The following is a 13,985-nucleotide window of genomic DNA, read 5'->3' as shown; positions in this document are numbered from 1 at the left end:
TGTTCACGATTCCGCCGCTGGGCCTTGCAGCCCCGGGGGCGGCGCGGCCGTTCGATCGGGATCGCGTCCGTGCTGGCGATCCAGCAGGCGCATGGCCGGGGTGACCGTCAGCCCGTGAAGCAGGATCGAGAACAGCACGGTGATGCCGACGATCGCCCATAAGCGATCCGCCTCGGCCAGTTCCATCCGGTTGAGGGCATAAGCGAGATAGTAAAAGGAGCCGACGCCGCGAATCCCGAAAAAGGCGATGGTGAGCTTTTCCGACCGATCCGCCCGGAAGCCAGCGAGGCCGATCAGCCCGGTGACCGGACGAACGATCAGGATCATCAACGCCGCCGCCACGATATCGGTCCAGCGCAGCGCCGCCAGCAAGCCATCCACGAGTGCGCCGCCGAACAGGATCAGCAGCACCATCATGGCGATCCGCTCCACCTGTTCGGTGAGGGCGTGCATCTGATGGTTGAATTCATGATCGCGATGCGACCGGCGCAACGCCAGCGCGGTGACGAACACCGACAGGAAGCCGTAGGCGTGAACCACCTCTGTCAAACCATAGGATACGAAGGTGGCGGCCACCGCGATCAGGCCATCGCCGGTGGCCGCCAGCTTGGTTTCGGCGGGGACGTGGAAGGTGAGCCAGCCAAAGGCCTTGCCGATCAGCCAGCCGGCACCCACGCCCACAGCGACCTCCCACACCACATTTTCCAGAACCCAGGTCTTCGCCCAGGGCTGGCCAGTGGCGGCAAGGGTGCCGAGTACGATGGCGAGGTGCACGAATGGAAAGGCGAACCCGTCGTTAAGCCCGGCCTCTGACGTCAGGCCGAAACGGACCTCGTCTTCGTCATTCGATTTGGGCGGACCGACCTGGACATCGGCGGCAAGCACCGGATCGGTCGGCGCCAGGCAGGCACCCAGCAGCAGTGCCGCGATCCAGCCAAGGCCAAGCCACCAGGCACCCAGCAGGGTGATTGCGGCGATCCCCAAAGGCATGGTGATCGCGAGCAGCCGCCATGTCACGCCCCAGTGACGCCAACGGAAGATCCGGTCCAGCTTCAGGCCCGCCCCCATCAGCGCGATGATCACGACGAACTCGGTCAGCCGCTCCGTCACGTCCGGATAATCGAACGGCATCGGTTGCCATCGCACGGCGGGGAGCGAGAATATCGCCGCACCGATGCCGATGCAGATGATCGGCAAAGACAGCGGCAGCTTGCGCAGCGCCATCGGCAACCATGCGACAAGAGCGATCAGCACCCCCGCCCCGGTAAGCCACAGGATGTACGGATCGGGGGTGGAGAATGAGGGCATCCGCGGTGTAACGCCTCAACACCGGATTGTTGCGGTGCGACGGCGTGCCCGGGGGGCGAGATGGACCCGCTTCGGTCATGGACGGCGGGCGTGCACTCCTGTCGTGAGCGCCAAGTCAGGGAAGGGCGGGCTTTGCGGACGAAACTGAGTTCCTGCCGCCGCAAGCTGCGCTTTGCCGAGGAAGCGAACGCGCTTGCCGCCGCGCAGAAGGCGGCCATCACGCTGCGCATCTATCGCTGCGATCGCTGCGGCCAGTTTCACCTGACGAGCCGGACCAAGGGGAAGTGGACGCCGCGACAGCCGGGGTGACTGCGGCCGTCAACCGCAGCGAACGGACGGTTACGCCGCCCCTTCTACCGGCGCAGCGCCATGGGCGACGAGAATGCCGTCACATCCGGCAATCGCGCCGGTGCCCCGCCGTGTCCGCTTTGCCACGTAAAGCGCTTCGTCCGCGGCCTTCATCAGCGAGGGCCGGTCAGCATGAGCCGCATCGCGGACGCAGGCACCGATTGTTGCCGACACTGTGATCCCGGCGTGGGGATCGGCGCCTTCGCCATAGACAGTGTGGCGAAGGTCGGTGAGCAACTGCTCGATCCCCTCCGCCAGCCGTTCGGCCGCGTGGCTGCCGCGGAGCATCACCACGAATTCGTCGCCGCCAAGGCGAGCGGCCAGATAGTCACCGAGATAATCGGCAGCGCTGAGCTTGGCGGCCATGGCGCGAAGCACCTCGTCGCCAGTGGGATGGCCGAGACGATCGTTCACTTCCTTGAAGCGGTCGAGATCGATGATGGCGACGGCAAGGGCGGAGCCACAGGCAGGGGTAGTGACGAGTGCCTCGTCCAGCGTTCCGTTGAAGGCGCGGCGGCTGGCGAGGCCGGTCAACTCGTCAGTGAGCGCGAATTCCCGCAGCCTTCGCTCCACCTTGTAGCGTTCGGTGATGTCCTGCATCACGCCGATGATCGCCACTACGCGACGGTCGCGAACTTCGGCTTCGCCCATCAGCCGGATGCGACGAAGCATGCCCTTGGCATTGATGAGGTCGACCTCCAGATCCCAGGGCTGACCATTCACGGCGCAGGCAGCCAGCGCCTCCTGCACCCGCGCCCGGTCGGCCGGCGGATAATGGAGCAGTGCCTTCTCCAGCTCCGGCCTGCCGACGGGCGGCAGTTGATGGATCGCATAGGTCTGGGCCGACCAGTGCGTATCGTTGTTCGCGAGGTCGAGACGCCAGGAGCCGACACGCGCCATGCGTTCCGCCTGTTGCAGCAAGCGGTGGGCACGTTCGCTCTCGATCAGCGCCTGTTGCCGCGACAGGGCGAGCTTCAGGCTCTCGATCCGTTCACGGCGTGCTTCCAGAGTGCTTTCGATGACGCCGGCAAGACCCTGCAGCAGCGCAAGCTTTTCGGGGGTGAACGTCAGCAGGCGATCATCCGCGACGCACAGAGTGCCGATGGGCAGCTTGCGCGCATCAGGCGACGTGCCCTGGCGCAGCGGGACACCGGCGTAGGAGCGGATGTGCGGGGGGCCGGTGACCACCACGCTCGACACGAAGCGCGGATCCGCGAGCATGTCGGGAATGACGAGCATGTCGTCGGTCGCGACGACATATTGGCAGATCGAGAATTCGCGCGGTGTTTCAGGTTCATCCAGGCCGCAGCGTGCCTTGAACCACTGGCGGTCCGCATCGACCAGCGACACAAAGGCCATGCGGGAGTCGAAGATGTGACGAGCCGCCTGGACGATCGCCTCAAACTCGGGCTCCGACGGCGTATCCAGCACCTCCAGCGAACGCAGCGCCGCGAGGCGTTCCTCTTCGTAAACCGGGAACATGGCCGCTACTTAACCGGCCATGCATTAGATCCAGGTTAACACGGTCCGTCGTGCCTCAACGCAGCGGCTTTTTTTCCAGCTTCCGCGCAAGGGTGCGGCGGTGCATGCCGAGACGGCGGGCAGTTTCCGAGATGTTGAATCCGGTTTCGGCCAGCGTTTCGTTAATCCGTTCCCACTCCAGCGTTTTGATGGAGGTGCTGCGCCCTTCGATCGGCACATCGGCATTCCCCTCCGCCGCCTTGCTGAACGCGGCCTCGATGTCATCGGTATTGGAAGGCTTGGCCAGGTAGTGACAGGCGCCAAGCTTGATCGCCTCCACCGCCGTGGCGATGCTGGCGAAGCCGGTCAGCACCACGATCAGCATGGCGGGATCGAAGCCATGCAGCCTTTCGACACAAGCGAGGCCCGACGCGTTGCCGAGCTTCAGATCGACGACCGCGAAGCCCGGCCGGGCCTCTTCCAGCACCGCCTCCATCTCAGCGGGACCATGCGCCAGCCAGACCCTATAGCCGCGTCGTTCAAACGACCGCTGAAGCGTGCGCGCGAACGTTTCGTCGTCCTCGACGATCAGGATCCGGCGTTCGGTGCTCATCGCTGTCTCCGGCAGGCTGTTGCGGTGAACCCTAGCGCCTTGATTTCGCCAGGGGGAGGACCAGCCGCACATCGGCACCCCCGCCAGGACGGTTCATCGCCTCCAGCCGCCCGCCCAGGCGGCGGGCGACGTTGCTGGCAAGGAACAGGCCGACACCGTGGCCAGCGCCCTTGCCCGAATGATAGAGCTTGCCGACCGACGCGAGCTGGCTTTCGGTGAACCCGCGCCCCCGATCGATCACCGAGATGGTGAGTTCGTCGGCATCGCAGGTGGCGACCAATGCCGCGCTGCCGGGCGACGCCTCGGTGGCGTTGTCGAGGAGGTTCCACACGGCCTGGCGCAGCGAGGGGCCGGCAACAACCGCCGCATCGCCCAAACCGTTCAGGTCGACGTCGAGAGGGCCACTGGCAAGCGTAGTGCGCCACTCCTCCACGATGTCATGAAGAAAGGCGCGAGCAGCGACGCTTTGCATCGCCTCGCCGCGTGGCTCGCCGGCGGAATGGAGAATGTCCGTGACGATCGCCTTGCAGCGCTCCACCTCCGCCTGCATCTCCGCCAACTCACCGGCGAGTTCGGGATCCTGTGCGATTTTGGGCAAGCGCCGCCAATCGCTGAGGATCACCGCCAAGGAGGCGAGCGGCGTGCCGAGTTCATGCGCCGCGCCACTGGCAAACAGGCCGATGCGCACGATCCCATCCTCTTCCGCCGCGCGCTGCCGCAGATCGGCTAGAAAGGCGTCGCGCGCGCGCAGGTTGCGGCTGATCCGGGTGACGAACATCGCCAGCAGCGTGCCGCTGAGCACGAAGCTGAGCCATGCGCCGAGCGCGTTGAGATCGCCAATGAGCGGCTCGATACTGGGGGGAAAATCCAGCGGACGGCTGTCGGCGGCGAGCCCGGCGTAACAAACGGTGGTGAGGACGACGAGCACCCAGACCGACCAGGTTTCCAGCAGGATCGCGCCAAGCACCACCTGGATCAGGTACAGCGACACGAACGGGTTGGTGGCACCGCCGCTAAGCGACAATTGCGCCGTGAGGGAGCCGACGTCGAACAGGAGGCCGAGCATTAATTCGACGTTGGTGACGCGATCCCGGCTGAGCAGCACGAAGCTTACGACGTTTGCGAAGACCTGAAGCGCGATCACCACCAGCATGGGGAACAGCGGCAGCTTCACCCCGAGAAGAAAGTGAACCACCAGGATCGTGATCAACTGGCCAGCGACCGCCATCCAGCGCAGCTGAAGCAGCTGGCGCATGTTTTCGGCGGCGGTGGAATCGCGCGATGAACCGGCCTGCGCCACGGATCGACGCGTGAGCGCGAGAAGGGGCGAATCCATCATCGCCCTTTGCGGCCCGAGCGCATCACCATCACGCTGGCTCCAACGCTGAGCAGTGCCAGCGCGAACCATGTAATGGCGTAGGACAGGTGATTGTTGCGGAACGCGATCACGGTCAGCCCCCCAATCGGGAAACCACCGGGGTTAGCCGTGCTGTCGGCATCGATGAAGAACGGCACGATCGGGCCAAGGTCGCGCGCCCGGGCGATGGCGGCAACGTCGCGGGAGAACCAGCGATCCGCAGCCGGATCGTTGCTGCGCAGAAAGGCGCCGCCCGGCTCCGACTTGCGCAGCAGGCCGGTGATGGTGACCCGCCTGGCGGGTTGGGCAGCGCTTCGGCTGGCGGGATCGCGGCGCTCATTGGGTACGAAGCCCCGGTTGACCAGGATCAGCGGGTGGCCTGTCGCGCGCCGGAAGGCCGGTTCCGGATCCGACAGGCGCATGGGGGTCAACACCCACCAGCCCGCCCCGTGCACGGTGACAGCCTGAACCAGCGTCTCACGATCGTGAAGAAAGCGGCCGGTGATACGCACCCGCCGGTACGCCAGATCACCGCCCCATTGGGACGGCGGGGGCAGGGGAGACGGGGCGGCGTGAACCCGCGTCTCCACCTTTTCAATCAGATCGAGCTTCCAGGCACGGCGCTCGACCTGCCAGAACCCAAGTGCCGTGAACAGCGCCGCCAGCGTCAGGCAGACGCCGACGAACGCATAACGCCGCATCACATGCCCATGCCGTCCATCGGCATCATGTTGCTGTTCAGGTGGAACATGATCCACAGCGAACCCGCAATCACGATCGCGATGATGATCACGGTGAAGATGAAGGCGAGCAACGTCCAGCCGCCCTCCGCACGCGGATTGAGATGCAGGAAGAAGAAGGTGTGGACGATGATCTGCACGAAGGCGAGGGCGACGACGATAATGGCGGTCGCCTGCACGCTGGCCAGCGCGCCCGTCATCACCAGCCAGAACGGCACTGCCGTCAGCACCGCCGACAGCAGAAAGCCGATAACATAGCCGCGTCGCAAGCCGTGGCCGTGGCCGCCATCAGCCGGCGGCGCGTCATGGCCGTGGTGGTCGTGACCGTGATGGCCGTGATCGTGCGTATTGGCGCGGGGGTGGGAGGCGCTCATCGCAGGACTCCGAGCAGGTAAACGAAGGTGAAGACGCCGATCCAGACGACGTCGAGCAAGTGCCAGAACATGCTGAGGCACATCAGGCGGCGGCGGTTTTCCATGATCAGACCGCGCTGGCTCAGCTGGAACAGCATCACCACGATCCAGATCAGGCCGCTGAACACGTGGAGGCCGTGCGTGCCGACCAAGGTGAAGAAGCCGGACAGGAAGGCGCTGCGCATGGGCGTGGCGCCTTCGTGGATCAGCTCGGCAAACTCGTAGAGTTCGATGCCGATGAACGCGGCGCCGAACAGGCCGGTGATGGCAAGCCACAACTGAGTGCCACGGACGTTGCCTTGCTCCATCGCGATCATCGCCATGCCGCAGGTGATCGAGGAGATCAGCAGCATCGCCGTGTTCAGCGCGACCAGCGACAGATCGAAAATCTGTGCCGGGGCAGGGCCGCCAGCATAGCTGGTGCTGAGCACGCCGTACGTGGCGAACAGCGTGGCGAAGATGAGCGCGTCGCTCATCAGGTAGATCCAGAAGCCCAGCATCGTACCGCCGGAGCTGTGATCGTGATGATCAGCCTCCGTCTGGTAGAAGATGGGCGGGGCGGCATCCGCCCCGGCCGTCCGGTTCGCTTCCTCCACGGTGGGGGAATGGGTCGTCATGTCAGGCTCCCGCCAGCGCGTGCTTGCGTTCGTTCTCGGCCACTTCCTCGGCCGGGATGTGATAATCGCGGTTGTAGTTGAAGGTGTGCGCGATGCCGTAGCCGATCATGGCGACAAAGCTCACCGCCGCCAGCCACCACATGTACCAGACCATGGCGAAGCCGAGCACGGTGGCGAGCGCGGACAGGATCACGCCTGCACCGGTGTTGCGCGGCATGTGGATCGGCATGAAGCCGCTCTTCGGGCGCTGGTGGCCACGCTCCTTCATGTCGTGCCACGCATCGAGATCGTGCACGACGGGCGTGAAGGCGAAGTTGTACGCCGGCGGGGGCGAGCTGGTCGCCCATTCCAGGGTACGGCCGTTCCACGGATCGTCACCGACGCGCAGCTTGTCACGGTTGATGATGCTGACCGCGATCTGGATGACGAAGGCAGCAATACCGATCGCGATGATCGCGACGCCGATCGCGGCGATGACGAACAACGGCTGCAAGGTCGCGTCGTCGAGGTGACGCAGGCGCCGCGTCACGCCCATCAGGCCAGCGACGTACATCGGCGTCCAGGCGACCCAATAGCCGATGACCCAGCCCCAGAAGTGGATCTTGCCCCAGAACGGATCGAGCTTGAACCCGAAGGCCTTGGGCCACCAGTAATCGATGCCGGCGAACAGGCCGAACACGACGCCGCCGATGATCACGTTATGGAAGTGCGCGACCAGGAACAGCGAGTTGTGCAGCACGAAGTCGGCCGGCGGGATCGCGAGCATCACGCCGGTCATGCCGCCCACCACGAAGGTGAGCATGAACGCGACGACCCACTGCATCGGCAGCTCGAACCGGATCTGGCCACGGTACATGGTGAACAGCCAGTTGAAGATCTTCGCACCCGTCGGGATGGAGATGACCATCGTCGCGATGCCGAAGAAGCTGTTGACGCTGGCGCCCGAGCCCATGGTGAAGAAGTGGTGCAACCACACCAGGTAGCTCAGGATCGTGATGACGACCGTGGCATAGACCATCGACGAATAGCCGAAGAGCCGCTTGCCCGTGAAGGTCGAGGTGACTTCCGAATAGATGCCGAAGATCGGCAGGATGAGGACGTACACCTCCGGGTGGCCCCAGATCCACACCAAGTTCCAATACATCATCGGGTTGCCGCCGAGATCATTGGTGAAGAAGTTGGTGCCGACGTAGCGATCCAGCATCAGCATCGCGAAGGCGGCGGTGAGGACCGGGAAGATGGCGATAACCAGCACGTTGCTGCACAGCGCCGTCCAGCAGAACACCGGAAGCTTCATCATCGTCATGCCGGGGGCACGCATCTTGATGATCGTGACCACCATGTTGATGCCCGAGAGGGTGGTACCGATGCCGGCGATCTGTAGCGCCCAGAGATAATAATCCGGCCCGGTATCCGGGCTGTTCTGGAGGTTGGCGACCGGCACGTAATTCAGCCAGCCGCCGCGGCTGAACTCACCGACGAACAGCGACACCATGACGAGCGCTGCGCCCGCCGCCGTCAGCCAGAAGCTGAAGTTGTTGAGGAACGGAAAGGCGACGTCGCGGGCGCCGATCTGCAACGGCATCACATAGTTGATGATGCCCACCACCAGCGGGATCGCGACGAAAAAGATCATGATCGTACCGTGGGCGGTGAAGATCTGATCATAATGATGCGCGTTCAGATAGCCTTCGTTCGCGCCGAACGACATGGCTTGCTGCAGGCGCATCATGATGGCGTCGGCAAAGCCGCGCAGCAGCATGATGATGCCCAGGATCATGTACATGATCCCGATCTTCTTGTGGTCCACGCTGGTGAACCACTCGGTCCACAGATAGCCCCACAGCTTGTACTTGGTCACCGCACCGACGATGCCGAGGCCAAGCAGGACGACGACACCGAAGGTCACGAGCAGAATTGGCTCATGGATCGGGAAGGATTCTAGACTGAGACGACCGAATATCGTCTTCAGGACGGATTCGTTGAACATCGAGGGGCTCCGGCGGCTCAGCCGCGCGCCGCGCGGGCATGACCCGTCGCGGATGGCAGGGAGAGGAAGGTGAGGTCGCGGTTACGCGGCGAGTCAGGGTCGGTCGTGCCTGGCGTACCGGGCTGGCGCGGCTTGGAGTTGTGCGGCACGGGCGTGATCTCGTCCGTGTCCTTCATCAGCCCGCCCTCCGGCTTTTCGCGCGGCAGCGACTGGCGGCCGGACGGCATGCCTTCGCCGGCCTTCATCGGATGCGGCTTGCCGCCGCCACCCGCCGCATGGTCGCGGGCCATGATCTCGCTCATGCATGGCGTGCCCGGGGTGACGCAGCGCTCATACGCGCGCTGGAAGAGGCTCGGATCGACACTGGCGAAGTGCATGACCGGCACCTTCTCGCTGGGCTTTTCCAGCTTCAGATAGCTGGCGGTATCCAGAGTCGCGCCGCGGCCCTTCACCTCGCCCACCCAGCGCGCGAAGCCGGCATCGTCCAGCCCGCGCAGACGGAAGCGCATGTAGGAGAAGCCGGCGCCGCTGTAATTGGCGGACATGCCTTCGAAATCGCCAGGACGGTTGAGCACGGCGTGCAGCGTGCTGCGCATCCCGGGCATGGTGTAGATCATGCCCGCCAGCGTCGGCGCGTAAAAGGTGTTCATCATGTTGCTGGACGTCATGTCGAAGCGGACCTGCCGATCGACCGGGAGCGCCAGCTCGTTCACCGTCGCGATGCCGAGTTCGGGATAGATGAACAGCCACTTCCAATCGAGCGACACCACCTGGACCAGCAGCGGCTTCTGCTTCGGATCGACCGGCTTCGTCGCGGAAATGCGATTCAGCGGGCGGAACGGATCGAGCAGGTGCGTGCTCGACCAGGTCAGCGCGCCAAGCGCGATGATGATCAGCAGCGGCGCGGACCAGATGACGAGTTCCAGCGATGTCGAGTGATCAAAGTGCGGATCGTAGGTCGCATCCTTGTTGCCCGCGCGATACCGCCAGGCAAACACGACCGTCAGGATCATCACCGGAACGATGATGAGCAGCATCAGCGCCACAGACGCGTAGATCAGGTTGCGCTGCTGAAGTGCGATATCGCCTGCCGGATCGAGCACGGCGCCCTGGCAACCGGCAACGAGCAGCAGGAGCGGAATCAAAGCCGCACGGGCAAGCCGTGCCAGCGGGGCGGGATGGTCGGGCATATGATGCGCTCCTAGGCCGAGTCCGCGGGGCGCTACATTGGACAATTTGTCCAATCCCGTCACTAGCGTGCCTCCGGCACAGGCGTGTATTGATGAACCCCGACGCGGGCCAACCATTATTGCACGGCGGATTGCCGCGGGAGCATGACGAATGACTGCATCAACCACTGCGGCGGACTCGACGCCCCTGGAGCGTGACGCACGGCTGGTGAATGCGCGCCACAAGGAAATCGCCCCCGGTGAGATCGCGATCGGCGTGATCATCGGCCGCACCAGCGAGTTCTTCGACTTCTTCGTCTATGCGATCGCGTCGGTCCTCGTGTTTCCGAAGCTGGTGTTCCCTTACGTGGATGCCGTGACGGGGACGCTGTATTCGTTCGCGATCTTCGCGCTCGCCTTCCTGGCCCGGCCGTTCGGCACCTTGCTGTTCATGTGGATCGACCGCGTTCACGGGCGTGGCACCAAGCTGACCATGGCGCTGTTCCTGCTGGGCGGATCGACCATGGCGCTGGCGCTGCTGCCCAGCTACGCCCAGGTGGGAACGCTCTCGGCGCTGCTGCTGGCGCTGTTTCGCATCGGCCAGGGCGTGGCGCTGGGTGGCGCATGGGACGGGCTGCCGTCGCTTTTGTCGCTGAACGCACCAGAGGAAAAGCGCGGCTGGTATGCGATGATCCCGCAGCTTGGCGCGCCGTTGGGCTTGCTGGTGGCATCGTGCCTGTTTGCCTATTTCCTGGCGATCCTGACGCCGGCGGACTTCCTGAGCTGGGGTTGGCGCTATCCGTTCTTCGTGGTGCTGGCGATCAACGTGGTGGCCCTGTTCGCGCGACTGCGACTCGTTGCCACCCCGGAGTTCGAGCGCCTGTTCGAAAGCCGGGAGCTTCAGCCGTCGCCCGCTTTCGCCACCATGTTCCGCGAACGGCGTACGATCGTGCTGGGCGCGCTTGCTCCGCTTGCCAGCTTCGCGTTGTTCCATCTCGTCACGGTGTTCCCGCTGTCCTGGGTGATCCTGTACGCCGGGGAGGAGCCGGTGCGGTTCCTGGGCATCGAGGCGCTGGGCGCAGTGATCGGCCTGTTGGCGATCCTCGCCTCCGGCGTGATCGCGGACCGCGTCGGCCGGCGCGCCGTTCTGGGTGTCTCCGCAGCGCTGATCGCGGTGTACAGCGGCTTTGCGCCTCGCCTGCTCGGCGCTGGTGAGGTCGGCGAAGCGATTTACATGCTGGGGGGCTTTGCGCTGCTGGGCCTCGCGTTCGGCCAGTCCTCGGGTGCGGTGAACAGCAACTTCCCGCCGGAGAGCCGCTATACCGGCGCAGCGATCGTCGCCAATGCCGCCTGGGTGATCGGTGCCGGCTTCGCCCCGTTGGTCGCTCTGTTCCTCGCCAGCCGTTTCGGCCTGTGGTCGGTCGGCCTGTACCTCTTGTCCGGCGCGGTCTGCACGCTGGCGGCGCTGGCGATCAACAAGGAGTTCGGCCGCCGCGCCGCCTGAGGCGCGGGGTCGCTACCCGCCGCTCAAGCGCCGTGTTCGGTGCGTGAGCGGCGACTGGCTTGTGTATCAGAATGGGGATCGCGCCTGATCGGGAGCGATTTCTTTTTATGCTGTGCGGCTGGTAGCCGGTCCACGAAGCTGCCCAACACGCATCCAGGCTGGCACGGTCTTAGCCCGTTGAGAACGCTTGCTTTCGCCGCGCCAGCGGCTCGGGCTAGCGCGTGGATCAGTCGGCCGCCGGGTCGTCCTGCTCGTCGATCATGCGCGCGCCGATGTGGCGGACGCCGCGCGCGCGGGCGAGCGTTTCCTGACGGTGGCGCTCGGCAAAGCGGCGGCGCTGCTCGTCGTCATGCTCGGCGTGGCAGGCGGGGCAGCTGACGCCCTCCACATAGAGACCGGATTGGCGGTCCTGCGGGCCGACCGGGCGACGGCAGGCGCGGCACAGAACATGGCTGCCCGGCGCCAGATCAGGCGTCACCGCGACGCGTTCGTCAAACACGAAGCATTCGCCGGCCCAGCGGCTCTCGTCCGCGGGTACTTTCTCCAGATAGTTCAGGATGCCGCCTTCGAGGTGGTAGACCTCGTCAACGCCCTCCGCCTTCAGAAAGGCCGTCGCCTTTTCGCAGCGAATCCCACCGGTGCAGAACATCGCGACCTTGGTCCCGTCAGCGATTAGCTGCTCGCGATTGGCGCGAAACCATTCGGGAAAGTCACGGAAGGTACGGGTGCGCGGGTCGATGGCGCCGGGAAAGGTGCCAATCGCAACCTCATAATCGTTGCGCGTGTCGATCACGATCGTGTCGGGCCGCTCGATGAGCGCGTTCCAGTGCTCCGGAGCCACATAGGTGCCAGCGTCGCGCGCCGGATCCAGTCCGGGCTGGCCCATGGAGACAATCTCCTTCTTCAGCCGGACCTTCATCCGGTGAAAAGGCATCTCCGGCGCCCAGGCATATTTGACGACGAGCCCCTCGCAGCCCGGCAATGTGCGAAGGTGGGCGATGACCACTTCCAGCCCGTCGGCAGGGCCGGCGATCGTGCCGTTCAGCCCCTCGCTCGCCAGCAGCAGCGTGCCGGCAATGCCATTGGCTCGGCAAACTGCCTCGATCGGAGCGCGCAAGGCGACCGGATCGTCAAAGCGAGTGAACTGATAAAGGGCCGCGGTGCGGAAAGGCTGGGTCATAGGTTGCCGGCAGGAGAACGGGAGGGGCGCTCCGAAGAGCGTTGGTAGCCCCCGCCGTTCATCAATGGTGCGGTCGAGAAGACTCGAACTTCCACGTCCTTTCGGACACAACGACCTCAACGTTGCGCGTCTACCAATTCCGCCACGACCGCACGTGATGTCCGCCGGGTTAGGCCGGCGGCTGGCAGGAGCGCGCCCCTAGCAAGGGTTCCAGGGGCTGGCAATGGGGCTTTGGTGGTTCTGCGCGAAAAGATTGCGATTTCGCATGTTGGCGCCCGCTTTTTGTCCACCCCGGCCGCCAGACGCTCATTCGGCCGGGCGCCCCTTAATTGCCGTCTTCCCCGACGAAGCTCAATTCCAGCTTCTTGGAACTGGCGGGTACATCCAGCTTGGCCGAATTGAAGTCGATCGCGCTCTTGGGCGCCAGCGTGCGCTGCTGCGGAATGATCGTCCAGGTGAAGACGATCCGGTTCTGCGCGTCACGCAGGTCTGCGCGGATATCGGGTACCCGCTGGCGCTCGTTCGACGGGTTCAGCACCTTGCCGCTGACCGCAAACAATTCGCTGCCGTTGCTGATCTCCCGCCGCTCGATCGGATTGTCGATCAGGCGAAGCGGTGATTCCTGCGGCCCGAACGACAGGCCGAGCTGCGTCGCGAGGCCGGGAGCGCTGGTCCACAGGATCGCGCCGACGGCGACCAGCATCAGCAATGCCGCCAGGACCGCCGCAATGGTCCAGCGCCGCGCGGGATTGACGCGGGCGCGCTTGCGAGGCGCGGGGGCGGCGCTCTCCGCGGGAATCGCTGCGGCGGGCGTGGTCGGCCAGGGAAATGGGTTGGCGCTCGTACCTGCCGTGCCGGGGGGCGCAGCGTTGACGAACGACGGAACCGGGGGCGTCCCCGCTTCGGCAGGGCGCGCCGCGTCGGAAGTAGCGGACGCCGCGCGCTCCACCGCCGCTGATGCGGCTGCGTGATCGGCTGCCGCCGACGGGGGAGGCTGGTCAGACGCGTACCCGGCGGGCGCGGCGGGCGGCGCCATCTCCGATGCGGCGGCGGTGATCGCCTCCACCGCTCGGGCGTCGGGCTCCTGATGCCAGCTGTGCCGGCACTGGGCGCAACGAACCGTCCGCCCTTCCGCGCTGATCGCGGTATCGGGCACCAGATATCGGGTGCGGCATTCGGGACATTGCAGGATCATCGCGGGGCGCTACCGGCGGGTGAACGGAAGGGCTGAAGCCATCGCGAATCTAAACACGGCCCTTGCGCTGCATGCAAGGGAAGGTTGAAG

The 13,985-nt window shown here is 65.1% G+C and carries 13 protein-coding genes and 1 tRNA gene; 2 read left to right on the top strand and 12 right to left on the bottom strand.

Going from position 1 to position 13,985, the window contains the following annotated elements:
- Window positions 1-3: 3 nt before the first annotated feature.
- Window positions 4-1,308: a cation:proton antiporter gene (locus LK535_RS09505; protein WP_227771670.1), complete on the bottom strand. Its 1,305-nt coding sequence runs from the start codon at window positions 1,306-1,308 to the stop codon at window positions 4-6.
- 132 nt (window positions 1,309-1,440) lie between these two features.
- Between LK535_RS09505 and LK535_RS09500 the strand changes: the two genes are divergently transcribed.
- Window positions 1,441-1,617, top strand: coding sequence for a hypothetical protein (locus LK535_RS09500; protein ID WP_227771669.1), 177 nt, complete (start codon window positions 1,441-1,443; stop codon window positions 1,615-1,617).
- A 30-nt stretch (window positions 1,618-1,647) separates the two neighbouring features.
- On the opposite strand, the gene LK535_RS09495 is transcribed toward LK535_RS09500, so the two are convergent.
- The 8 genes from LK535_RS09495 to cyoA are packed head-to-tail and all read right to left on the bottom strand — an operon-like array spanning window position 1,648 to window position 10,037.
- Window positions 1,648-3,138: a diguanylate cyclase domain-containing protein gene (locus tag LK535_RS09495; protein WP_227771668.1), complete on the bottom strand. Its 1,491-nt coding sequence runs from the start codon at window positions 3,136-3,138 to the stop codon at window positions 1,648-1,650.
- Window positions 3,139-3,193: 55 nt separating this feature from the next.
- Complete coding sequence (locus tag LK535_RS09490) at window positions 3,194-3,730, bottom strand: response regulator transcription factor (protein WP_227771667.1); 537 nt, start codon at window positions 3,728-3,730, stop codon at window positions 3,194-3,196.
- A gap of 31 nt (window positions 3,731-3,761) precedes the next feature.
- Window positions 3,762-5,066 (bottom strand): ATP-binding protein, encoded by a 1,305-nt coding sequence (locus tag LK535_RS09485; protein ID WP_227771666.1) that lies wholly within the window; start codon window positions 5,064-5,066, stop codon window positions 3,762-3,764.
- The gene (locus LK535_RS09480; protein WP_227771665.1) at window positions 5,066-5,788 is read right to left on the bottom strand and encodes an SURF1 family protein; all 723 of its coding nucleotides are present in this window, start codon (window positions 5,786-5,788) and stop codon (window positions 5,066-5,068) included. Before LK535_RS09480 ends, LK535_RS09485 begins: the two co-directional genes overlap by 1 nt.
- A complete protein-coding gene (gene cyoD / locus LK535_RS09475) occupies window positions 5,788-6,201 on the bottom strand; it encodes a cytochrome o ubiquinol oxidase subunit IV (RefSeq protein WP_227771664.1) in 414 nt (137 codons plus the stop codon). The genes LK535_RS09480 and cyoD overlap by 1 nt, the downstream gene beginning before the upstream one ends.
- On the bottom strand, window positions 6,198-6,857 hold the full coding sequence (cyoC, locus tag LK535_RS09470; RefSeq protein WP_227771663.1) for a cytochrome o ubiquinol oxidase subunit III: 660 nt from the start codon (window positions 6,855-6,857) through the stop codon (window positions 6,198-6,200). The genes cyoD and cyoC overlap by 4 nt, the downstream gene beginning before the upstream one ends.
- 1 nt (window position 6,858) lies before the next feature.
- Entirely contained in the window at window positions 6,859-8,847 is a 1,989-nt protein-coding gene (gene cyoB, locus LK535_RS09465; protein WP_227771662.1) for a cytochrome o ubiquinol oxidase subunit I, read from the bottom strand.
- A 17-nt stretch (window positions 8,848-8,864) separates the two neighbouring features.
- On the bottom strand, window positions 8,865-10,037 hold the full coding sequence (cyoA, locus tag LK535_RS09460) for a ubiquinol oxidase subunit II (RefSeq protein WP_227771661.1): 1,173 nt from the start codon (window positions 10,035-10,037) through the stop codon (window positions 8,865-8,867).
- A gap of 151 nt (window positions 10,038-10,188) precedes the next feature.
- On the opposite strand from cyoA, the gene LK535_RS09455 reads away from it, so the two are divergent.
- Window positions 10,189-11,520: an MFS transporter gene (locus LK535_RS09455; RefSeq protein WP_227771660.1), complete on the top strand. Its 1,332-nt coding sequence runs from the start codon at window positions 10,189-10,191 to the stop codon at window positions 11,518-11,520.
- Window positions 11,521-11,746: 226 nt separating this feature from the next.
- On the opposite strand, the gene LK535_RS09450 is transcribed toward LK535_RS09455, so the two are convergent.
- The 3 genes from LK535_RS09450 to LK535_RS09440 all read right to left on the bottom strand — a co-directional run bounded on the left by LK535_RS09450 (window position 11,747) and on the right by LK535_RS09440 (window position 13,895).
- On the bottom strand, window positions 11,747-12,700 hold the full coding sequence (locus tag LK535_RS09450) for a rhodanese-related sulfurtransferase (RefSeq protein ID WP_227771659.1): 954 nt from the start codon (window positions 12,698-12,700) through the stop codon (window positions 11,747-11,749).
- 65 nt (window positions 12,701-12,765) lie between these two features.
- Window positions 12,766-12,852: transfer RNA gene (locus tag LK535_RS09445), tRNA-Leu, on the bottom strand.
- Window positions 12,853-13,025: 173 nt separating this feature from the next.
- Window positions 13,026-13,895 carry a zinc-ribbon domain-containing protein gene (locus LK535_RS09440; RefSeq protein ID WP_227771658.1) on the bottom strand — a complete coding sequence of 290 codons (870 nt, stop codon included), beginning with the start codon at window positions 13,893-13,895 and terminating at the stop codon, window positions 13,026-13,028.
- Between the last annotated feature and the right edge of the window lie 90 nt (window positions 13,896-13,985).

The organism is Sphingomonas sp. IC4-52 (assembly GCF_020707225.1).
In the GTDB taxonomy this organism is placed as follows: domain Bacteria; phylum Pseudomonadota; class Alphaproteobacteria; order Sphingomonadales; family Sphingomonadaceae; genus Sphingomonas.
This window is presented reverse-complemented; position numbering and strand designations above follow the sequence as displayed.